Here is a 21,531-nt window from a genome sequence, read left to right on the forward strand (position 1 = left end):
GCTGATAGCTGAAGCGCTGGCAACCCGCCCGCGGGCGAATTTAGCGTGATGGCATGGAGAAGCTCGCCGTCGTCGTCGGGGCCACCGGTCAGATCGGCCGGGCCGCCGTCAGGGCCCTGGTCGCCGACGGCTGGCGGGTCCGGGCCGCCGCCCGTGGCCTGCGGGCCGGCGCACCCTGGCCATTGGACTGGGACGTCGAGTTGGTGCCGCTGGACCGCGAGGACGACGCCGGGCTGGCCACCGCGCTCGGCGACGGCTGCGACGTACTGGTGGACACGGTCGCGTACGGCGCCCGGCACGCCCGCCAACTGCTCGGGCTCGCCGACCGGATCGGTTCGGCCGTCGTCGTCTCCAGCGCGGCGGTCTACCTCGACGACGCGGGTCGGGGCTTCGGCACGGAGGGCGTCCGGTTCCCCGTACCGATCGCCGAGACCCAGCGGACCGTCGACCCGTTCGACCCCGACAGCACAGCGGGGAACGAGGCGCCGACCGAGGACACCTACGCGGCCGGGAAGGCGGCCCTGGAGCGCCGACTGCTCGCCGCCGGAGCGGTGCTGCCCACCACGCTGCTCCGGGCCGGCGCCGTACACGGGCCGCACACGGTGCACCCCCGTGAGTGGCACTTCGTCAAGCGCGCCCTGGACAACCGGCCGGTCCGGGTGCTGGCGTACGGCGGCGAGAGCCGCTTCCACCCGGTTTCCACCACGAACCTCGCCGAGTTGATCCGGCTCTCCGCCGCCGAGCCGGGCGCCCGGGTACTCAACGCCGCCGACCCGGAGCCGCCCACCGTACGGGAGATCGGTGCGGCCATCCACGACGTGCTGGGGCACGACGCGGAGGAGGTGCTGATCGACGGACCGTCCCCGGCACCGCCGGTCGGCGAGACGCCGTGGTCGACGCCGAACCCCGTGGTGCTGGATATGAGCCTGGCGGAACGCCAACTCGGCTACCGCCCGGTGACCGGCTATCTCGACTCGTTGCCGGAGACCGTGCGGTGGCTGGTGGACGCGGCGCACGGGCGGGACTGGCGGACCGTCTTCACCGACCTGGCGGAGAACTACCGCACCGACTACTTCGACTACCTCGCCGAGGACGCCTGGTTGCGCCGACGCCACTGACGCCGGGCCGGTCGCCCGCCCCGAACGCCCGGCTCAGGCGGTGGCAGTGGCGCTGGTGCTGGCAGCCAACTTGGCGGCCAGCTCCGCGGCCCGGTCCCCGAAGGCGGCCTTCAGGGCGGTGACGGCGTCGTCCAGGTCCTTCGAGCCCAGCCCGGCGAGCACACCGTCGATGATCTGCTGCTCGTTCACCCAGTCCTTGCCGAGTATGGTCATCTGATTGGCCTTGATCGCGACCAGCATGTCCTCGATCTCGTAGAAGTACTGCCGGAAGTCGGTACGGCCGACGCCGTCCGGCTTCCGCGCACCCTGCCAGAGGATGTAGTTGGTGTCCTTGGCGTACTTGAGCAGCTGCTCCTGCTCCGCATCGGACAGTGCCGGCATGATGTTCTCCCCTCCGGACAAGGTCCCGGCGACGTCGCGTCGGAACTTGTCCATGTTGAAGCTGGGATCGGTCTTGACGCTGGGATGCCCGTAGCCGCCGGGCTGGTGTTCCTTGTGCCCGGCAATCCCCCAGCCGGTACGGCGCTTGATGGCCGCCGCCCCCCGCACGTACGAGTCGTACTGCCGGTCGGTCCACGGCTCGCCCAGGGCGTGCTGCGCCTCGATGCCGATCAGGCCGGAGTTGCCGACCCCCTTGAAGGGCCCGGCCCAGCCGACCCGGACGTGGTTGCACCGGCCGGAGGCGATGACGTGCCAGTGACCCGTACGGGACAGGTAGAGCTGGGCGATCGGCGGTGGCGCGGTCGCGGAGCCGTTGAGCAGGACGTGTATCTCTCCGGCGTCGGTGGAATGCAACGAGCCACGGGTCTCGTGGCAGATGATCCCGTGTGGGTCGAAGGACGTGGACCCCCGGCTGCGCCACCCACCGACCTCGTGCACGGTCAGTCCGGCGGAGCGAAGTACGTCGGCGAGCCAGAGCAGTCTCATCGGTCAGCCCTCCTAACTAGGAGGCAGGGTCTCACTACCGACCGTATCGATGGCATCGACCAGAGTCCAGTCGTAAAACATGCCAATCTGACCAATAAGCAATGGTCAACCTAGGTGCGACCAAGATCCAGCCGGTGGTCTCCGGAGTCCACTCAGAACTGGAGACACTCACACTCCGTCATCAGTGCCCGGACGTTGCGCACGTACTGCGGGTTCGGGATCTTCAGCCCGTCGTCGGTCACCACCGCGCCGGGCCCGAAGTTGTACGCCGAGATCACCGCGTTCAGCAGACAGGAGTTGAGTTCGGTCGTGCAGTCTGCCGCGGAGACCCCGTAGGCGCCGTCGAAGAAGGCGTCGCCGATGTACTTGATCAGCCAGGCCAGGTAGTTGGCGCCGAGCGTGGCGTTGTCCCGATAGGCGTCGATGTCGTACGACTGGTCGAAGCGCTGGTTGACGAAGTCGGCGGTGTCCGGCATCACCTGCATCAGCCCCACCCCGCCGTCACAGGCGATGATGTTGGACTGCCACCCGCTCTCCTGCCAGGCGGTCGCCTTGACCAGGTCGACCGGGACCCGGATGCTCGGTGCCGAACTGGGCCAGTACACTCGCCCCGCCGCCTCGGTCAGCGCCTGCTTCACCTGCGCCCGGCTGGCCTGGGTGCCCTCGTAGCGTGGCTTGGTGCAGCTGGCCGGCGCCTTCGGCGGTGGCGGCGGCAGCTTCGTCTCGGTGGGCGGCTTCGGAGTCTTCCGTGGCCCCGGCTTCCGACTCGGCGTCCGGCTCGGGGTCGCACTCGGCGTCGGACGGACGCCGAGCCCCTGCACCGCCGGGGGTGGGTCGGTGGTCGCCTCCGCCTCCGGAACCGTCTCCGACCCGGACACCTGCTCGACGTCGGTACCCGTCGCCGCCGCACCGTCCCGCCCCGGGCCGCCGTTCGCGCAGCCCGCCACCGTGACAGCCAGCAGCAGCGTCACCAACACCTGTCCGGCTCGTCGCGCCCGCCGAGTCATCCCCGCTCCCCCCACCGTCTCCGGGGCGCACCCTAACAGGCTGAGCGGCGACTCAGGGGGCCTCGGCCGCCGGCTCGACGGAGGCCGCCGGCTCGCCGGAGGTGGCGGGCGCGGCGGGCGGCGCGGGTTCCGCCGGCACGGCACCGCGTACCGCCCGGTCCCGGGTCGCCCAGGCCACCATGAACACCGCCGTCCAGAGCACGCCGAGCAGTATCGAGGTGACCGTCTCGCTGGCCGTACTCCAGCCGACGTAGAGCCGGGCCGCGCCGATGGTCACCACGCCGACCGCCGCCACCGTCCAGGCCGCCACCGCCATCGGCCAGCGGCTCTGCCGGGCCAGCAGCCAGGCCAGCGTGCACAGGCTGGCCGCGACGACCGCGTTCTGCGCCGGAAACAGCGCGACCGGCGTACTCCGGGTGGGTCCGGTCACATCGGTGACCAGGGTCAGCACGACCAGCGGCACGAACGCGCCAACCGTACCCAGCACGCTGACCAGGTCGACCCGCCACGGCCGGGTACGCCAGCCGAGCACCGCGGCGACCAGCGCCACCACCAGGATCAGCACCGGTCCCCGGAGCGCCCCGATCGCGCCGTGCGCCAGCTCGGCGACCCCCTCGGTACGCCGCGACGTGAACCAGTCCGCGATCGCGTGGTCGACCACCGACAACCCGCTCTGCGCCACCACCAGGTCGAGCAGCCAGGCCAGCACGAGCCCGATCACGAACAGCACCGCCAGCCCGGCGACCAGGTTGGTCAGCAGGGTCCAGCCGGGCCCGATGTGCATCGACAACAGGAAGAACAGCACGCCGTACCGCCGGGCCAGCCCGCGTAGCGGGGGTGTCGCGACGGCCCGGGTCAGCAGCGACCTCGCCGGGTCCGGATTGCGCCCCAGCCACCGGCCGACCAGCACGATCGCGACGATGAACAGGATCAACAGCAGTACGGCGCCGGTCGCCTTGCCCAGGTAGTGGGAGACCGTCTCGTACGACTCTCCGGCCAGGTAGCCGGCCAGCACCGACCCGCCGACCCAGCTCACCACCCCGGCCAGGTTCCACGGCGCGAACCGCCGGTACGGCATCCCGGCACTGCCGGCCAGCCGGGGCACCAGGGTCCGGGCGAAGGCCACCCAGCGGGCCACGAAGACCCCGCGCCCACCGAGTCGGGCGAGCATCGCGTCGGCGCGGGCCCAGCGTTGCGCGCCGACCCGGGACCCCCATTTCCCGGCCCGCAACCGTGCACCGTGCCGTCGTCCGCTCCGGAACGCCAGCGCGTCGCCGATCACCGCTGCGAGAATCATCACCACCAGCGCCGGTGCCAACCGCAACATTCCGGTGTACGCCAGGAAGCCGACCAGCAGCAGGGTGGCCTCGGCCGGCATCACCAAACCGACGATCACCGCCGTCTCCGCTGCGACGAGCAGCGCTGCGGCCAGGTACACGAGCACCGGTGGCAACTCCCGCACCACCGTCAACACATCCTGCACGGCGACCCCCCGAACACCCCGGCCAGCATGCCAGGCTGACAGCGGGACCACACACCGATTCCCGTGGAGTACCGGGTTACCTCAGGGGGAACCCGGACGCCGGCCAGGATCGCCGAGGCGAGAGGATGGAGGACATGCAGACCCGCGCCGACCTTCGTAACGTCGCCATCATCGCCCACGTCGACCACGGCAAGACCACGCTGGTCGATGCCATGTTGCGGCAGTCCGGCGCGTTCTCCGCCCGGGCCGAGCCGACCGACCGGGTGATGGACTCCATGGACCTGGAGCGGGAAAAGGGCATCACCATCCTGGCCAAGAACACCGCCGTGCGCTACGTGCCGGCGGACGGTTCCGACCCGGTCACCATCAACATCATCGACACCCCCGGGCACGCCGACTTCGGCGGCGAGGTGGAACGCGGCCTGACCATGGTCGACGGGGTGGTGCTGCTGGTCGACGCCAGCGAGGGCCCGCTGCCGCAGACCCGGTTCGTGCTGCGCAAGGCGCTCCAGGCCCGACTGCCGATCATCCTGGTGATCAACAAGGTGGACCGGCCGGACGCCCGGATCAAGGAAGTGGTCGACGACACGTACGAACTCTTCCTCGACCTCGACGCGGACGCCGACCAGATCGACTTCCCGATCATCTACGCCTGCGCCCGCGACGGCGTCGCCTCGCTCACCCAACCGGCCGACGGCACCGTGCCCGACGACAGCAGCTCGCTGGAGCCGCTGTTCCGGACCCTGCTCGGCACCACCCCGCCGCCCTCCTACGACGAGGGCTTCCCGCTCCAGGCGCACGTCACCAACCTCGACGCCTCGCCGTTCCTCGGCCGGCTGGCGCTGTGCCGGGTCCGGCAGGGCACCATCCGCAAGGGCGAGACGGTGGCCTGGTGCCGCACCGACGGCAACGTCGAGCGGGTCCGGGTCTCCGAACTGCTCATCACGGAGGGTCTGGAGCGCAAGCCGGCCACCTCCGCCGGGCCCGGCGACATCATCGCCGTCGCCGGCATCCCCGAAATCATGATCGGTGAGACCCTGGCCGACCCCGAGGACCCCCGGCCGCTGCCGCTGATCACCGTCGACGAGCCGGCCATCTCGATGACCATCGGCACCAACACCTCGCCGCTGGTCGGCCGGGTCAAGGGCGCCAAGGTCACCGCCCGGTTGGTCAAGGACCGGCTGGAGCGGGAACTGGTCGGCAACGTCTCGCTGCGGGTGCTCCCCACCGACCGGCCGGACGCCTGGGAGGTGCAGGGCCGGGGCGAGCTGGCCCTGGCCATCCTGGTCGAGCAGATGCGCCGCGAGTCGTACGAGCTGACCGTCGGCAAGCCACAGGTGGTGACGAGGGAGATCGACGGAAAGATCTGCGAGCCGGTGGAGCGGCTGACCATCGACGCCCCCGACGAGTACCTCGGCGCCATCACCCAACTGCTGGCCACCCGGAAGGGCCGGATGGAGCAACTGGTCAACCACGGCACCGGCTGGGTCCGGATGGAGTGGCTGGTCCCGGCCCGGGGCCTGATCGGCTTCCGGACCGAGTTCCTCACCGACACCCGGGGCACCGGCATCCTGCACCACGTCTTCGAGTCCTACGAGCCCTGGTTCGGCCAGCTCCGTACCCGGAACACCGGATCGCTGGTGGCCGACCGGTCCGGCGTGGCCACCCCGTTCGCGATGATGAACCTGCAGGAGCGCGGCACCCTCTTCATCGAGCCCACGACCGAGGTCTACGAGGGCATGCTGGTCGGCGAGAACTCCCGGTCCGACGACATGGACGTCAACATCACCAAGGAGAAGAAGCTCACCAACATGCGCTCCTCGACCAGCGACGAGACCGAGAAGCTGATCCCGCCGCGCAAGCTGTCGCTGGAGCAGGCCCTCGAGTTCTGCCGCGAGGACGAGTGCGTGGAGGTCACCCCGACCTCCATCCGACTGCGCAAGGTCATCCTGGACGCGCCGTCCCGGGCCCGGGCCACCGCGCGGCGCAAGCACGCCGGCTGAGTCCGGCCGTACCTGCCGCAGATGACCTGGGACGAACTCGACACCGAGCTGGCCGGTTTTCCCGGCACGGTCTCGGTCTACGCCGGCCGGCTCGGCCGTCCGCCGGCGTACACCCGGCTCCCGGACGCCCGGCACTACGCGGCCAGCACCATGAAGGTGGCGGTGCTGGCCGCCCTGTACCGGGCCGCCGAGGCCGGGAACCTGGACCTGGCCGCGCCGGTGCCGGTGGTCAACGGGTTCACGTCGGCGAAGCCCGGCGCCGGGCGGTTCTCCTGCGCGTCGGACTACGACAACGACGAGGCGGTCTGGGCCCGGCTCGGCGACACCGCGGCACTGCACTGGCTCGCCGAACGGATGATCGTCAGGTCCAGCAATCTGGCCACCAACCTGGTGATCGAGCAGGTCGGGCTGCCCGCCATCGGTGCGGTCTGGGCCGACAGCGGCGCCCGGCACAGCCGTACCGACCGGGGAATCGAGGACTTCGCCGCCCGGGACGCCGGGCTGGACAACGAGGTCACCGCCGCCGACCTCGCCGGGCTGCTCGGCGGGATCGCCCGGTCCCGGCTCGCCGGACCCGCTGCCTGCACCGCCATGCTCGACGTGCTGTTCCGCCAGGAGCGCGGGGAGGACCTGGCCGCCGGGCTTCCGCCGGGCACCCGGATCGCGCACAAGAACGGTTGGGTACGCGGAGTCCGGCACGGTGCCGGCGTGGTGTTCCCGGACGACGCGCCCCCGTACGCCGTGGTGGTCTGCACCACCGCCACCCCGGCCCGGGACGGCGGCGCGGACCCGGGTCGGGACGACGAGGCCTGCCGGCTGATCGCCCGGATCTCGGCGACGGTCTGGGCGGGCCGGCACCGGTTGGGCCCGCTCGGCTGAACTGGGGCTGGATAGGGTGCCCCCATGTCGATCGCCTCGGTACGCACTCACCGGCTCTCCGCTCCGCTGCACACCCCGTTCGTGACCGCACTGCGCCGTACCTCCACAGTAGAGACCCTGGTCGTGGAGGTGGTCGACACCGACGGGCGGTCCGGGTTCGGCGAGGCACCCCAGGTGTGGCAGGTCACCGGCGCCTCCATCGGCGGGGCGCGGGCCTGCGTCGAGGAGATGCTCACGCCCCTGCTCACCGGCCGTGACGCCGACGACCTGGTGGCCCGGTGCGCCGAGGTACGTCGGGCGGTGGTCGGCAACGAGGCGGCCAAGGCAGCGGTGGACACCGCCCTGCACGACCTGGCGGCCCGCCGGCTCGGCGTACCGCTGGTCCGGCTGCTCGGCGGGGTGTCCCGCCGGGTGCCCACCGACGTCACCCTCTCGGCCGGAGACGCCGTCGAACTTGCCGGTGCGGCCAGACAGCGGGTCGCCGAGGGCTTCGACGTGCTCAAGGTGAAGGTCGGCACCGACGCGGCGGGTGACCTGGCCCGGGTCCGGGCGGTACGGGCGGCCGCCGGACCGCAGGCCCGGATCCGGCTCGACGCGAACCAGGGGTGGACGCCCCGGGAGGCGGTCCGGGTGATCCGGGGCATCGAGGACGCCGGGCTCGACGTCGAACTCGTCGAGCAACCGGTGCCGAGTCGGGACATCGCCGGCCTGGCCTGGGTCAGTGACCGGGTCGACCTGCCCATCCTGGCCGACGAGGCGGTGTACGGGGTGCGGGACCTGGTCGAGGTGATCCAGCGCCGTGCCGCGGACATGGTCAACGTCAAGCTGGCCAAGTGCGGCGGGCTCGGTCCGGCACGGACTCTGCTGGAACTGGCGACAGAGCATGGCGTCGGGACCGTGGTCGGGTCGATGATGGAAAGCCAGATCGGGTTGGGCGCGGCGGCCAGCCTGGTCGCGGCGTACGGCACCAGCGCGGTGTCCGATCTGGACGCCGCCTGGTGGCTGGCCTGGTCACCGGTGCAGGGCGGGATCCGTTACGAGGGCCCGAACGTGCTGCTGCCGGACGCACCGGGGCTGGGCATCGCCGGCCTGCACGCCCCGCTGCCACAACAGCGGTGAAGGCAATGTTCAACTAAACGTTGCAGTGCGGCGCTAAGTTTCATATCGTTCGGACGGAGAGCGGTCGAGGACGGGTGGGATCGACATGGTGCTGCGCGCCGGCCAGGAGGCCGTCGTCCGGGTCGCCGTCGCCACCCTCTGGGCACGCCCCGAGGCCGTCCGGCCGGTGGACGCGCCAGCCCTGTCGAGCCGGACCGACATCGCGGGATGGATCTCCGGAATGAGTTCCGACCAACGGGTCGGGGACTGCGTACTCAGCCAACTGCTGCTCGGCGAGCGGGTGCTGATCGAAGAGGTCAGGCCGGACGGCTGGGTCCGGCTCGTCGCGGTGGAGCAGCCGGCGGCCAAACTCGACCCGCGGGGCTACCCCGGCTGGTTGCCGCTCGAACAGCTCGCCGCGCCCGCCGGACCGGACGAGGCGCCCCCCGGCCCGACTCTGGTGGTGGCGGCCACGGTGACCCGGCTACACGCCGCCCCGGCCGGCGCGCTGGTGCTGCCCGGCGTCATCCTGGGCACCCGGCTGACCGGGGCGGGACCGGCCCGGAACGGCTGGCGCCCCGTCCGGGTGCCCGGCCACGAACAGCCGCTGTGGGTGACCGAGGGACATCTGGCGCCCGCGCCGACCCGCCTGCCGAGCGCGGTGGAGGTGCTCACGGTGGCCTGCCGGCTGCGCGACGTCGTCTACGTCTGGGGTGGCGTCTCGGCGTACGGCATCGACTGCTCCGGACTGGTGCACCTGGCCTGGCGTCGGTTCGGGGTCCGGCTGCCCCGGGACGCCGACGACCAGGCGGCGGCGACCACGCCGGTGCCGCTCGGCGCCGAGTGCCCCGGCGACCTCTACTTCTTCGCCCGGCCCGGCCGGCGGGTCCACCACATCGGGATCGTCACCGCCCGGCCCGGCCCGCAGGGCGCCCGGCGCATGCTGCACGCCTGCTACACGAAGCGGCGGGTGCTGGAGGAACCGATGCCCGCCGACCGGACCGCGACCCTGGTCGGCGCGCATCGGGTTGCCCTCTGAGCCGCTCCGGCGGTCAGCCGACCGGCACCTGCTCCTCCGCCCGGCGGTCCCGGCTCGACTTGATCAGACTGGCCACGGTCGCGATCGCCAGGGTGCCCAGGATGATGGTGAGCGAGAGCCAGATCGGGATGTGCGGCGCCCAACCGATCGGCTCGCCGCCGTTGAGGAACCCGAGGTTGTTGCCCGCGAGCGCCTCCAGCACCAACTTGACGCCGATGAAGCCGAGCACCACCGCGAGACCGATGTTGAGGTAGACCAGCCGGTCCAGCAGGCCCCCGAGCAGGAAGTAGAGCTGCCGCAGCCCCATCAGCGCGAAGACGTTGGCGGTGAAGACCAGGTACGGCTCCTGGGTGATCCCGAAGATCGCCGGGATCGAGTCCAGCGCGAAGACGAGGTCGGTGGTGCCGATCGCGATCAGCACGATCAGCATCGGGGTGAAGAGCCGCCGACCGTTCTCCTGGACCGTCAGGCGGGTGCCGGAGAAGTCCCGGGAGACCGGCAGGGCCCGGCGGCTCCACCGGATCAGCGCGTTCTCCTTGAAGTCCTCCTCGTTCGGCTCGCCCTGCCGGAAGAAGTTGATCGCCGTGTAGATCAGGAAGGCGCCGAAGATGTAGAACACCCAGGAGAACTGGGCCAGCAGGGCGGCTCCGGCGGCGATGAAACCACCCCGCAGGACCAGGGCCAGCACGATGCCGATCATCAGCACCTTCTGCTGGTACTGCCGGGGCACCCCGAACCGGGCCATGATGATCACGAAGACGAAGAGGTTGTCCACCGAGAGGCTGTACTCGGTGAGCCAGCCGGTATAGAACTCCCCGGCGATGGTGAAGTCGTTGGTCAGGGCCAGACCGACCCCGAAGATCAGCGCAAGACCGACGTAGAAGGCGACCCAGAGACCCGATTCGCGCAGGCTCGGCTCGTGGGGTCGACGGCCGATGACGACGAGATCGAGTATCAGGACCGCCGTCAGCACGACAAGCGAGATGGCCCATACCCAGGCGGACACGTTCAAGACACTCCTCCGGCAGACACGCGGCACCGCCGGTCGGCACGTGGGTCACGTGCGTCAGGCGGTGTAAACGGTGGTGACTGTCGGAGGTCTCTTCCGCCACCGCCGCACGGACCGCGCGGCGACAACCTACGGTGCCGGGTCGTCGTGCCGGCTGTTGACCGACCGACGACCGTGTTGACGACACCGTCGCGAAGGAATACTCCCCTCCTACAGGGCCATTGTTCACCATTCCCCGTCGGTTGCGCATCTCCCCTAGCTTCGTGTGCTAGCCGGCACCCTCGGTAATCATCCTAGGACCCTAGGTGTCAGCCCCGGGCGACATCGGGGCGGACAGGGACCAACCCGCCGCCAACAGCGCGTCGCAGGCCCGGACCGCGGCGCGGAGCCGCTCCGGATGTGGCCCGGTGAGTTCAATCACTGGTACGCCGGAATCGGCCAGTACCTCCCGGAACCGACCGGTCATCCATTCCCGTAGATGCTCGCCGTCGCGGAGCCCGTCGTCGTGGAACGGCACCCCGCGATGGTCCGTCAGCAGGTACAGGTCGGGCCTCCGGGCCGCGGCCCGGACCTGCGGCGACGCCGACCCGAGATAGCGCTCCTCCCAGACCGCGGTGGCCCGGGCGTCGGTGTCGCAGAACAGCAGTGGCCCGCTCCGGCGTGCCGCGGCGTCCTCCGCCGCCCGCTGCTCGCGGACCACCGACAGGAAGTCGGCCCGGTCCCATTCGACGTCGAAGACCGTCGCCTCCGGCTTGACCTGACGCAACCGGGCCAACTTGTCGGCGGTGAGTTCCCGGCCGTACTCCGGCACCCAGGCCGTCCGGTAGTGCCCGGCCAACGCCTCGGCGATCGTGGTGGTCCCGGTCGACTCGGCCCCGACCACGACGACCCGGCGGACGAACCAGGCCCGCACCGGCGGACCGAGCAGCTCCCAGTGCGCCACCGGATCGGCCCGGACCGCGCTGCCGGAGACGGGCACGGCCGCCCGGTCCGGGTCGACCAGGACGTTGACCGCATCGAACCGGCGAGCCAGTTCGGCACCGTACGCCTCCGAGGAGAAGACCGCGTCCACCCGAATCCCGCCGACGGCCTCCCGGAACACCGCGCAGTGCGCCTCCCACGCCGCCGGATCGGCATAGTCCACCGGATGGTCGTCGTACCGGCCCACGAACCGGACGTGCGGGTCGGCGGCGTGCGTCTCGCGTAGCCAGTCCAGCCGCGACCCGAGCGGAATCGACTCCCGCCGGGACGGCGCGACCACCACCGTGACGGCGGCGCACCGCCGGGCCGCCGCCGCGATCAGTGCGTGGTGCCCGGCATGCGGCGGATAGAACTTGCCGACCACCAGCCCGTGCCCGAACCGGGTACTCACGTCGTGGCGGGCGCCGGACCAGGAGCCACCGGCCGCGCCGCGGTGAGCCGGCGCAGGTCGGCCTGCCAGTTACGCAACCCGAACACGCAGAGTGCGAGGAAGACCAGGTACAGGCCGGCGGTGAGGTACAGCCCCTTGTACGCGTAGAGCGGGATGTAGATCAGGTCGGCGGCGATCCAGATCCACCAGCTCTCCACCCGCTTCCGGCACTGGCCGTACGTCGCCATCAGGGACAGTGCGGTGGTCACCGCGTCCGGCAACGGCACTGTCGAGTCGGTGGCCCGGTCCAGGAACAGCCACAGCAGCAGCGTCAGCACGGCACCGGAACTGGCCAGCACCATCCACTCCCGGGCACCGGTCCGGCTGACCACCAGCCGGCTCCGCTCGGCACCACCGAACAGCCACGCCCACCAGCCGTACAGTCCGAGCGCGACGTAGACGACCTGTAGGCCGGCATCGGCGTACAGGCCGGCCGTCCAGAACAGCAGCATCAGCAGCAGTACGTTGGCGATGCCGATCGGCCAGTTCCACATCCGCTGCCGGGCCAGCAGCCAGACGTTGAGCACGCCGGTCGCGAAGCCGAGCAGTTCGGCCCGGCTGGTGGGCGTGTCCGCCACGGTGAACGCCGTACCGGTAAGCCAGTCGAGCATGCCGCACCTCCCGCGCAAGATCCCCCTGGAGGTCCTACGGTAGGGACCGTCTGCCGGGACGGGTAGACCCCCGATCGACCCGCCGGACCAGCCCGTGCCAAGATCCGGGCATGGTGCTGGAGGTTGCGCTGATCGACGTGCTCGCCGGTCAGGAGGACGCGTTCGCGCAGGCGTACGCCAAGGGTCATCCGGTGCTGGCCGGTACACCCGGTTGCCGCTCGGTACGGATGACCCGTGGCATCGAGTCGCCGTCACGGTTCGTGCTGCTGGTCGAGTGGGACTCGGTCGCGGCCCACCTGGAGAACTTCCGGGAGACCGAGCGGTTCACCACCTGGCGCTCGCTGATCGGCCCGTACTTCGCGGCACCGCCGGTGGTCGAGCACTTCACGGACGTCGCACCGCCGGCCTGACCGCCACCGCGGCGGCCGGTACGCCCCAGCCCGGATCGGCGGGGACCCGCTCCAGTACCCCGCCGGCGAAGACGTCGTACAGCGGCAGGGTCTTCAGGTGGACGTACCCGATGTGGCAGTCGCAGGCCGCGTTCGGACACGGACGGGGCCGCAGCGCGGCGCGGTACGACCCGTCGTAGAGGTTGCCCAACGGGGTGTCCACGAAGTGGCACCGCCGCACGCTGCCGTCCCCACGCACCGAGATCACCGTCTCCCCGGCCCGGCACGGCGCCCCGGCCGACGGATGGGGTCGCACGCTGTACCCGAACAGCGGGTCGACGGCCGACCAGTCGGTCTCCTGCTCGGCGGTGTAGTGCTGCCCCTGCGCCGCGTTCACCCAGAGGTAGACGTCGGCGGGCAACGCGTCCCGCAGCGCCCGCGCCTCGGCCAGGTGCGTCGGCAGCCCGACCACGCCGACCGAGAACCGCACCCCCAGTTCGACCAACCGGTCGCAGCGGCGCAGGAACGTCTCCCGGCCCACCTGGCCGGGGTGGAAGGTGGCCCAGAGCGCGACGGTCCGGCGGTCGGCGTCGTCCAGCCAGTCCAGCCGGCAGGCCAGGTTGGTCTGGATCGCCACCCGGTCCAGGTGCGCCAGGTGGGAGAGCCGGACCAGCGCGTCCCGGTACCAGGACCGGGTGAGTCCCTCGCCCCACGGGGTGAACAGCACCGAGAGCCGGTCGGCGTCCGGGTTGCGGGTCGCCCAGTCGACGAACCGGCCCAGCGCGGCCCGGTCGGCGTCCAACTCGGCGCGGCTGTCCCGCCGCTTGGCGAACGGACAGTACGGACAGTCGTAGTTGCAGCTCGCCAACGGTCCCCGGTACAGCACGGAGAGGTTCATCGGAGCGGGTACCCGGCCATCGCCCGGCGTACCGGGGCGGAGACCAGCCAGGGGCCGATCGCGTCGGCACGCTCCAGCCCGGCGTCGGACAGCGCGGTCCGGTCGCCCGCCGAGCCCAGCCAGCCCCGGTCGGCGAGCACGTCGAGCTGTGGAAAGTCGTCGTCGACGGGCTGGCCGAACCGGTCCCGGTACGCCGCCGGATCGAACCCGTCCGCGCGGAGCAGCGACTTGACCAGCCACCGTCGGCGCTGCTCCACCGGATCCAGCCGGAAGCCGACCTCGGCGACGTCGAAGTCGGCTTCCGGCCGACGCAGATAGTCGTCGATGATGGTCCGGACGTGCCGGACCCCGACCGCGTAGTCGAACGAGTAGTGCAGGTCGGTGGTGTACGAGCGGGCACCACAGCCGAGCCCGACCATGCCGTCGTCCTGGCAGCAGTAGACCGGCCCCCTCGCCTCCGGGTCGTGCTCGGGCGCCAGGTCGGCGCGGCGGAAGTGACGCAGCGAGAGTTGCCGGTAGCCGGCGGCCCGCAGGGTGTCCCGGCCCTGCCGGTAGAGCGTGAGCCGCTGCGCGTCCCAGCTCGGGTCGGCGGTGTCCCCGCCGTCGGGCCCGGCTCCGTGCACCGGGCCGGACCCGCCGATGTCTACTGTGGATGTCCGTCGGCCGAGGCCGGTGAGCGGTCGGACGTAGAGCGGGTAGAGGAACACCTCCTCCGGCCGCCAGTGCAGGGCGCAGGAGAGCGACTCGGCCCAGGTCCGTTCGGTCTGCCCGGGGATGCCGTAGATCAGGTCGAGGTTCAGCTCCGGGATGCCACAGCTCCGGATGGTGGCCAGGGCACGCTCGACGTCGGTCCGGCGCTGCGGACGGCCGGCCGCCCGCGCCTCGGCGTCGAGGAAACTCTGCACCCCGATGCTGACCCGGGTGACGCCGCGTTCGGCGAGCACCCCGATCCGGTCCGGGGTGGCGGTGCTCGGCGAGGTCTCGACCGCCGTCGGCACCGCGCCGACCCGGGCGCCGAAGCCGGCGAGCAGGTCGAACATCGAGTTCAGCTCGCCCGCCGTCAGGTAGGTCGGGGTACCGCCACCGACGGCCACCCTGGCGAACCCGGCGTCGCCGAGCGCCGCGCGTACCCGCCCGGCCTGCCGACCCAACTGGGCAAGGTAGGCGGTCACCTGCTCGCCGGGCGGATTCGACCGGGTGAACAGGTTGCAGAACCCGCAGCGCATCTCGCAGAACGGCAGGTGCAGATAGAGGAAGAGGGCGTCGCGTGGCTCCGCCGCCCAGACCTCACGCAGCGCGGGGCGCGGACGCAACGGCCGGTACGCCGTCTTGTGCGGGTACGCGTACAGGTAGCCCTGGTACGGCGAGCCATCGAGCGGGTTCACCCCGGCACTCCCCGCCCGGCCGGATCACCCGACTCGGGCCAGTCCCCCGGCTTGCCCCAGTCACCGGGGTCGAGCACGAACTGCCCGTACGGCACCGTCCACACCACCTCGTGGCCGAGCCGGTGCCCGCTGTGCCCCTCCTCGCCGTACGCCGTGCCGTGGTCGGCGCAGAGCAGCACCAGGCACGGCCGGTCCCGGGAGGTGACGAGGGCGAAGAGCCGACCGATGTGCCGGTCGACGTACTCCAGCGCGGCGGCGTGGCTGTCCCGGCTGTCCCGGTCGGCGCCCGGCAGGTAGTGGCGGTTCGGCTGGTGGATCGCGGCGACGTTGACGAACAGGAACAGCGGCTTCTCCTCCGGCACCGTCGGCAGCACGGCGGCGATCCGGTCGAGCTGCGCCTCGAAGCAACGCGGCGCGGAGACGCCGAACTCGGCTTCCCAGTGCGCCTCGGCGAACAGCCCCGGCAGTACGCCGCCCAGCGGTGACTTGCCGTTGAAGAAGCCGACCCCGCCGACGCAGACGGTGTGGTAGCCGGCGTCGGCCAGCGCGCGGACCACGTCCGGGGCGTCGAAGGTCCAGGTCTGCTCGCCGGTCGTCTCGCTGCCCGGGAACGCCGCCGCGAAGAGCCGGGGATGTGGACCGGGAGTGGTCGGGGTGGGCAGGAAGCCGGCGAAGAACGCCTGGTGTGCCGCGTAGGTGAAGCTGGCCGGACTGTGCCGACGCTCCCACACCCCGTCCGGCAACGCCCGCGCCAGGTTCGGCGTACGCCCGGCGGCGGCCAGCTCGGCCGCCACGTCGTAGCGGAGCGTGTCGAGGGTGACGAACAACAGGTCATGGGTGCCGATCAGGTCTTTCATGCTGCCCTCCCGGCCGACGTCCCGGCCCGCCACCGGTCGAACCGACCGGACCTCAGCGCATGCAGTTCGGCCGCGTAGCTGTCCCGGCCCGCCGGGTCGAACACTCCGGGGAGGAGGTCCCCGAACGCGTTCACCTCGGCGACCGCATGCCGCCGCCAGTCGGTGCCGACCAACAGGTCCACCCCGACGTGCAGGCTGGTGGAGAAGCATGCGGCGGCCCGTACGCAGCTGTGCAGCGCCGCCGCGTACGCCCGTTCGCCCATTGCCGTACGCACCGCGCCGAGATCCCCCCGGGCGTTGCCCAGGTGCAGGTTGGTCAGCGGACCGGGGCTGGACCGGACCACGACATGCTCTGGCCGCCCGGCGACGACCAGCACCCGCAGGTCGATCGTCGCGTCGTCCAGCCCCGCCTTGGGGAACCAGCGCTCGACGTGCAGCCCGTCCGGGGCGAGCCGGTCCACGATGGTCGCGACCTCCCGCTCCCCGGTGTAGTCCCGGACCCGCAGCGAGTTGAACAACCGGCCGTCGGCGGCGAGTTCGACCGAGGTGGTGGCCCGGATCCGGCCGGGTGCCACCTGGAGGGCGAGCACCCCGGAGGCCGACGAGCCGTGCGCGGGCTTGACGAAGACCCGGTGCCAGCCGGCGGCCCGCATCGCCGCCCGCAGCTCGCCGTAATCGCCGAGGCCGCCCGGCCGAGGCAGTGCCGGCGGCACGGGAACTCCGGCGGCGGTCAGCCGGGCGTGACAGGTGCGTTTGTCGAACATCCCGAGAACGTCGGACGGCGGGTTGAGCAGGGTCGCTCCGGCGGCGTGGGCGGCCTCGTCGAGCCGATCCAGGGCGGCGCGCAGGCCGGCGTACCAGGGTGCGAGTCCGATGATCTCGCCGTGCTCGGCCGGTCGGCCGGCACCCCGCAGCAGCCGGTCGACCTCCGCGTCCTCGCCCGGTGAGTCGATCCGGACCATGGCCTGCCGTGGCAGTCGGACCGGGGCGGCCACCAACCGCCGCCACGGCAGCACCGTGGTCGGCACGCCGGCCTCGGCAGCGGCGGTCCGGAACAGCGTCACCCGCCGGTTGTCCGGGTTGCCGACGACCACCAGCGGCGCCCTGCCAGTCATCCGTCGATCATGCCAGTCACTCGTCGACGGCCACGTACCGGTCGCCGTGCCCGTCGGGCACCTCGGCCTCGGCCAGGCTGACCTCGACGCCGGGCAGCTCCGCGACCAGCCGCGCCGCCAACTCCCGCCCGATGTAGTGATGCCGCAGGTCGAGCCGATCCAGATGGGTCAACGGCTGCCCCGCCAACAACGCCGCGGCCCCCTCGTCGCCCAGAGTCCCCAACGACAGATCCAGCCGCCGCAACCGCGCCACCACCGGCGCACCCGCCAACGCCCCCGCAACCCGATCGGCGATCTCCGCGTTCCGCAGACCCAACGACACCAACGCCGGCAACCGCCCGCCATCCAGCACCGGCGCCAGATCCTCCACCGAGGCGTCGCCACCCCACCGATCGGTGCCGAGCCACAGCTCCAGATGCTCCAGCGCCGGCAGGTCGCACTCGCCCACCGCCCGGACCACGGCGGCCGACAGCCCCGCGGACTCGACAACCAGCTCGCGCAGCGCGGTGTGCCGGATCGGCGAGAGTTCCAGGCCGGTGCCGTGCTCGGAGTTCGTGTCGCCGCTGCGGATCCGCAGGACCTCCAGCTTCGGGTACGCGGCCAGCAGTGGCGTGACGTCCCCCTGGCAGATCCACGACAGCTCGCACTCCTCGGCGGGAACGTCACCGAGGAAGAGCGCGCGCAGCCCGGTCAGACGGGAGGCGGCGGCGCAGAGCTGGTCGATCGGTGCGGCGTTCATGGCGGAGTAGCCCCACTGCCCGATCACCAGGGCCCGGACGCCGGCCGGGTTGACGAGGTCGAGGAACTGTTCGAACGCGCTCTGGAAGGCCGGCGAGGGTCCGTAGTCCCAGTTGTCGTCGTCCTCCCACGCCTCGATCCGCCAGGCCACTGACCGGGGGTTGAGCGGCAGCCCCGCCTCGGGAACCAGCACCGGCGGATCGTCCGACCAGTGCTGGGTCAGCCCGAACACGGGCAGTCCGGCGAACTCGCGTGCGTGCCGGTGGAAACTGGTCCTCACTCGGCCACCGCGATGTACCGGGCACCGTTCCGGCCGGCCTTCCTGGCGTCGACCAGGTCGCCGCCCTCCGGGCTGTCGCGCAGTCGAAGCCGCCGGGCGACCGCATCCGACGCCACGCCCGCCGGTCGGTCGGGATCGACGTCCACCACCGGCAGGCCGGCGAACTCGGTGATGTGCGAATTGATCGTCATCTGTGCGACTCCGAAGCACTCGAGGGCGGCAAAACCCTAACAAGTCACACCGACATCCCACCGCCCGCCGCGACGGCATCCATACCACTGTGGACACTCCTGGCTCTGAACACCGGTACGGCGCCGCAACGGGCCCGCCCGACCCGGAACCGGGTGGCCAGGAGCCGGCCGATCCGGTTGACTCGGCACATGGATGAACGGGTAGCCCTCGTCACCGGGGTCAGCCGACGAATCGGCATCGGCGCGGCGGTGGCCCGCCGGTTCGCCGCCGCCGGCTACCGCCTACAGCTCACCGGCCTGCCCGGATACGACGACGCGCAGCCCTACGGCGGCGACCCCGACGGCGTACCCGCACTGCTGGCCGAACTGCACGGGGTGACCGGCGATCCCGACGCGGTCCGCTACCGGGCCGTCGACCTGACCTCCCCGGCCGCACCCGCCGAACTGATCGAGACGGCGGTACGCACGCACGACCGGCTGGACGTCGTGGTCGCGGCACACGCCTACTCGACGCACACCCCGCTGAACGGGCTCGACGCCGCCGAGATCGACCGGCACCTGATCGTCAACGTCCGGGCCACCCTGCTGCTGGCCGAGGCGTTCGCGGCGGCGTTCGACGCCGGCTCCGGCGGCCGGCTGGTGCTGTTCACCAGCGGTCAACGGCTCGGTCCGATGCCGGGCGAACTGGCGTACGCGGCCAGCAAGGCCGGCGTGGAGAACCTCACCCGGCAGTTGAGCCCCCTGCTCATGCCGAAGGGCATCACGGTGAACTGCATCAACCCCGGGCCGACCGACACCGGCTACGCGTCACCGGAGACCCTGGCCGTGGTCGGGCGGATGTTTCCGGGCGGCGAGTGGGGCCGCCCGGACGACGCGGCCCGGCTGATCGAGTGGCTCTGCTCACCCGACGGACGGTGGCTCACCGGACAGGTGATCGACTCCGAGGGCGGCTTCGACCGGTACGCCTGAACCGGGCCGGGGTCACTTCATCCCGGCCGCGTCCATCCCGCGCAGTTCCTTCTTCAGCTCGGCGGCCTCGTCCCGGATCCGGGCGGCGAGTTCGAACTGCAACTCCCGGGCCGCGGCGAGCATCTGGTCGTTCAACTCCTGAATGAGCTGGGCCAACTCGGCACGGGCCATCCCCTCCCGGGCCGGCGCCGTCCCGACCCGGCCTCGGCTGCGGGTCTCCGGCGCCTTGCCCCGGGACATCTGCCGCACCCCGCCGCCGACCCGGGTGGCGGTGCTCTCGTTCTCCTCGGCCTCCCGGTAGATGTCGTCCAGGATGTCGTGGATCTTCTTCCGCAGCGGCTCGGGACTGATCCCGTTCGCCTCGTTGTGCGCCACCTGCTTGGCCCGGCGGCGGTTCGTCTCGTCGATCGCGGCAGCCATCGACGGGGTCATCTTGTCGGCGTACATGTGCACCTGGCCCGAGACGTTACGGGCGGCCCGGCCGATGGTCTGGATCAACGATCGGCCGCTGCGCAGGAAGCCCTCCTTGTCGGCGTCGAGGATCGCGACCAGCGACACCTCGGGCAGGTCCAGACCCTCCCGCAGCAGGTTGATCCCGACGAGTACGTCGTAGTCGCCCTTGCGCAGCTCGCGCAGCAGCTCGACCCGGCGCAGCGTGTCGACCTCGGAGTGCAGGTACCGGACCCGGATGCCGTGCTCCAGCAGGTAGTCGGAGAGGTCCTCGGCCATCTTCTTGGTCAGCGTGGTGACCAGCACCCGCTCGTCCCGCTCGGTACGCAGTTTGATCTCGTGCATCAGGTCGTCGATCTGCCCCTTGGTGGGCTTGACGATCACCTCGGGGTCGATCAGGCCGGTCGGCCGGATCACCTGCTCGACCACCTCGCCCTGGGCCTGCTCCAGCTCCCACGGCCCCGGGGTGGCGGAGAGGAAGACCATCTGGCCGACCCGGTCCAGGACCTCGTCGAACCGCAGCGGGCGGTTGTCGGCCGCGCTGGGCAGCCGGAAGCCGTGGTCGATCAGCATCCGCTTGCGGGAGGCGTCGCCCTCGTACATCGCGCCGATCTGCGGGATCGTCACGTGCGACTCGTCGATCACGGTCAGGAAGTCGTCCGGGAAGTAGTCGAGCAGACAGTGCGGGGCACTGCCCGGCGAGCGGCCGTCGATGTGCATCGAGTAGTTCTCGATGCCGGAGCAGAAGCCGACCTGGCGCATCATCTCGATGTCGTAGCTGGTCCGCATCCGCAGCCGCTGCGCCTCCAGCAGCTTGCCCTGGCGCTCCAACTCGGCCAGCCGCTCGGCCAGCTCGGCCTCGATGCCGGCCAGCGCCCGCTCCATCCGCTCCGGCCCGGCGGTGTAGTGGGTGGCGGGGAAGATCAGCAGGTGGTCCACCTCACGGACCACCTCACCGGTCAGCGGGTGCAGGTAGTAGAGCTTCTCCACCTCGTCGCCGAAGAACTCGATCCGCAGCGCCAGTTCCTCGTACGCCGGGATGATCTCCAGGGTGTCGCCCCGGACCCGGAACGTGCCCCGATTGAACGCCATGTCGTTGCGGGTGTACTGGATGTCGACCAGCCGGCGGAGCAGCTTGTCCCGTTCGACCTCCTGGCCGGTCCTGATCCGGACCGAGCGGTCGAGGTATTCCTGCGGGGTGCCCAGGCCGTAGATCGCGGAGACCGTGGCCACCACGATCACGTCCCGACGGGTCAGCAGGGACATCGTGGTGGCGTGCCGCAGCCGCTCGACCTCCTCGTTGATCGAGGAGTCCTTCTCGATGTAGGTGTCGCTCTGCGGGATGTACGCCTCGGGCTGGTAGTAGTCGTAGTACGAGACGAAGTATTCGACCGCGTTGTGCGGCATCAGCTCGCTGAACTCCTTGGCGAGCTGGGCGCAGAGGGTCTTGTTGGGCGCCAGCACCAGGGTCGGCCGCTGTAGCCGCTCGATCAACCAGGCCGTGGTCGCACTCTTACCCGTGCCGGTGGCGCCGAGCAGCACCGAGTTCCGGTCGCCGCGCCGCACCCTGCGCTCAAGATCGTCGATGGCAGTCGGCTGGTCGCCGGAGGGAACAAACTCGCTGACCACCTCGAAGCGGCCGTCAAGTCGTGGAATGTCGAGCGCCATGACCTC

The 21,531-nt window shown here is 71.3% G+C and carries 20 protein-coding genes; 7 read left to right on the top strand and 13 right to left on the bottom strand.

Translation table 11 applies throughout. The features are described 5' to 3' along the window. Nucleotides 1-53: 53 nt before the first annotated feature. Nucleotides 54-1,118 carry an NAD-dependent epimerase/dehydratase family protein gene (locus tag ACFP2T_RS28940; RefSeq protein ID WP_377427075.1) on the top strand — a complete coding sequence of 355 codons (1,065 nt, stop codon included), beginning with the start codon at nucleotides 54-56 and terminating at the stop codon, nucleotides 1,116-1,118. A gap of 33 nt (nucleotides 1,119-1,151) precedes the next feature. Here ACFP2T_RS28940 and ACFP2T_RS28945 read toward each other — a convergent pair whose 3' ends face one another. The 3 genes from ACFP2T_RS28945 to ACFP2T_RS28955 all read right to left on the bottom strand — a co-directional run bounded on the left by ACFP2T_RS28945 (nucleotide 1,152) and on the right by ACFP2T_RS28955 (nucleotide 4,535). Continuing rightward, a complete protein-coding gene (locus tag ACFP2T_RS28945; RefSeq protein WP_377427077.1) occupies nucleotides 1,152-2,045 on the bottom strand; it encodes a peptidoglycan recognition protein family protein in 894 nt (297 codons plus the stop codon). Nucleotides 2,046-2,197: 152 nt separating this feature from the next. Continuing rightward, nucleotides 2,198-3,052, bottom strand: coding sequence for a lytic transglycosylase domain-containing protein (locus tag ACFP2T_RS28950; protein WP_377427080.1), 855 nt, complete (start codon nucleotides 3,050-3,052; stop codon nucleotides 2,198-2,200). Nucleotides 3,053-3,104: 52 nt separating this feature from the next. Continuing rightward, the gene (locus ACFP2T_RS28955; protein ID WP_377427082.1) at nucleotides 3,105-4,535 is read right to left on the bottom strand and encodes a DedA family protein; all 1,431 of its coding nucleotides are present in this window, start codon (nucleotides 4,533-4,535) and stop codon (nucleotides 3,105-3,107) included. 134 nt (nucleotides 4,536-4,669) lie between these two features. Between ACFP2T_RS28955 and typA the strand changes: the two genes are divergently transcribed. The 4 genes from typA to ACFP2T_RS28975 all read left to right on the top strand — a co-directional run bounded on the left by typA (nucleotide 4,670) and on the right by ACFP2T_RS28975 (nucleotide 9,554). Then, complete coding sequence (typA, locus tag ACFP2T_RS28960) at nucleotides 4,670-6,538, top strand: translational GTPase TypA (RefSeq protein WP_377427084.1); 1,869 nt, start codon at nucleotides 4,670-4,672, stop codon at nucleotides 6,536-6,538. Nucleotides 6,539-6,559: 21 nt separating this feature from the next. Continuing rightward, nucleotides 6,560-7,417, top strand: coding sequence for a serine hydrolase (locus ACFP2T_RS28965; protein ID WP_377427086.1), 858 nt, complete (start codon nucleotides 6,560-6,562; stop codon nucleotides 7,415-7,417). Between the two features lie 24 nt (nucleotides 7,418-7,441). Beyond that, the gene (locus ACFP2T_RS28970; RefSeq protein ID WP_377427090.1) at nucleotides 7,442-8,536 is read left to right on the top strand and encodes a mandelate racemase/muconate lactonizing enzyme family protein; all 1,095 of its coding nucleotides are present in this window, start codon (nucleotides 7,442-7,444) and stop codon (nucleotides 8,534-8,536) included. An 85-nt stretch (nucleotides 8,537-8,621) separates the two neighbouring features. Next, complete coding sequence (locus ACFP2T_RS28975) at nucleotides 8,622-9,554, top strand: C40 family peptidase (RefSeq protein ID WP_377427092.1); 933 nt, start codon at nucleotides 8,622-8,624, stop codon at nucleotides 9,552-9,554. A gap of 13 nt (nucleotides 9,555-9,567) precedes the next feature. Here the strand turns inward: ACFP2T_RS28975 and ACFP2T_RS28980 are convergent, their stop codons facing one another. The 3 genes from ACFP2T_RS28980 to pnuC all read right to left on the bottom strand — a co-directional run bounded on the left by ACFP2T_RS28980 (nucleotide 9,568) and on the right by pnuC (nucleotide 12,585). Next, nucleotides 9,568-10,566: a TerC family protein gene (locus tag ACFP2T_RS28980; RefSeq protein ID WP_377427095.1), complete on the bottom strand. Its 999-nt coding sequence runs from the start codon at nucleotides 10,564-10,566 to the stop codon at nucleotides 9,568-9,570. A gap of 298 nt (nucleotides 10,567-10,864) precedes the next feature. Then, complete coding sequence (locus tag ACFP2T_RS28985) at nucleotides 10,865-11,935, bottom strand: AAA family ATPase (RefSeq protein ID WP_377427097.1); 1,071 nt, start codon at nucleotides 11,933-11,935, stop codon at nucleotides 10,865-10,867. Next, nucleotides 11,932-12,585: a nicotinamide riboside transporter PnuC gene (gene pnuC / locus ACFP2T_RS28990; RefSeq protein ID WP_377427099.1), complete on the bottom strand. Its 654-nt coding sequence runs from the start codon at nucleotides 12,583-12,585 to the stop codon at nucleotides 11,932-11,934. The genes ACFP2T_RS28985 and pnuC overlap by 4 nt, the downstream gene beginning before the upstream one ends. Nucleotides 12,586-12,695: 110 nt before the next feature. On the opposite strand from pnuC, the gene ACFP2T_RS28995 reads away from it, so the two are divergent. Then, complete coding sequence (locus ACFP2T_RS28995) at nucleotides 12,696-12,995, top strand: antibiotic biosynthesis monooxygenase family protein (protein WP_377427101.1); 300 nt, start codon at nucleotides 12,696-12,698, stop codon at nucleotides 12,993-12,995. On the opposite strand, the gene ACFP2T_RS29000 is transcribed toward ACFP2T_RS28995, so the two are convergent. Genes ACFP2T_RS29000 through ACFP2T_RS29025 form a run of 6 tightly spaced genes read right to left on the bottom strand, consistent with a single transcriptional unit; the run spans nucleotide 12,970 to nucleotide 18,438 of the window. Next, on the bottom strand, nucleotides 12,970-13,872 hold the full coding sequence (locus tag ACFP2T_RS29000) for an STM4011 family radical SAM protein (RefSeq protein ID WP_377427104.1): 903 nt from the start codon (nucleotides 13,870-13,872) through the stop codon (nucleotides 12,970-12,972). The two genes, ACFP2T_RS28995 and ACFP2T_RS29000, sit on opposite strands and share 26 nt — an antisense overlap. Continuing rightward, complete coding sequence (locus tag ACFP2T_RS29005; protein ID WP_377427105.1) at nucleotides 13,869-15,257, bottom strand: STM4012 family radical SAM protein; 1,389 nt, start codon at nucleotides 15,255-15,257, stop codon at nucleotides 13,869-13,871. The genes ACFP2T_RS29000 and ACFP2T_RS29005 overlap by 4 nt, the downstream gene beginning before the upstream one ends. Continuing rightward, entirely contained in the window at nucleotides 15,254-16,114 is an 861-nt protein-coding gene (locus ACFP2T_RS29010; protein ID WP_377427108.1) for an STM4013/SEN3800 family hydrolase, read from the bottom strand. Before ACFP2T_RS29010 ends, ACFP2T_RS29005 begins: the two co-directional genes overlap by 4 nt. Next, nucleotides 16,111-17,229 carry an STM4014 family protein gene (locus ACFP2T_RS29015; RefSeq protein WP_377427110.1) on the bottom strand — a complete coding sequence of 373 codons (1,119 nt, stop codon included), beginning with the start codon at nucleotides 17,227-17,229 and terminating at the stop codon, nucleotides 16,111-16,113. Before ACFP2T_RS29015 ends, ACFP2T_RS29010 begins: the two co-directional genes overlap by 4 nt. A 16-nt stretch (nucleotides 17,230-17,245) precedes the next feature. Further along, complete coding sequence (locus ACFP2T_RS29020) at nucleotides 17,246-18,247, bottom strand: STM4015 family protein (protein WP_377427113.1); 1,002 nt, start codon at nucleotides 18,245-18,247, stop codon at nucleotides 17,246-17,248. After that, a complete protein-coding gene (locus tag ACFP2T_RS29025) occupies nucleotides 18,244-18,438 on the bottom strand; it encodes a hypothetical protein (RefSeq protein WP_377427116.1) in 195 nt (64 codons plus the stop codon). Before ACFP2T_RS29025 ends, ACFP2T_RS29020 begins: the two co-directional genes overlap by 4 nt. 189 nt (nucleotides 18,439-18,627) lie before the next feature. Here ACFP2T_RS29025 and ACFP2T_RS29030 point away from each other — a divergent pair, with 189 nt between their 5' ends. Continuing rightward, on the top strand, nucleotides 18,628-19,407 hold the full coding sequence (locus ACFP2T_RS29030; RefSeq protein WP_377427119.1) for an SDR family oxidoreductase: 780 nt from the start codon (nucleotides 18,628-18,630) through the stop codon (nucleotides 19,405-19,407). Between the two features lie 12 nt (nucleotides 19,408-19,419). Here ACFP2T_RS29030 and uvrB read toward each other — a convergent pair whose 3' ends face one another. Further along, nucleotides 19,420-21,525 (bottom strand): excinuclease ABC subunit UvrB, encoded by a 2,106-nt coding sequence (gene uvrB, locus ACFP2T_RS29035; protein WP_377427121.1) that lies wholly within the window; start codon nucleotides 21,523-21,525, stop codon nucleotides 19,420-19,422. Between the last annotated feature and the right edge of the window lie 6 nt (nucleotides 21,526-21,531).

Origin of the sequence: Plantactinospora solaniradicis (genome assembly GCF_042658085.1) — a bacterium.
GTDB classification, from domain to species: domain Bacteria; phylum Actinomycetota; class Actinomycetes; order Mycobacteriales; family Micromonosporaceae; genus Plantactinospora; species Plantactinospora solaniradicis.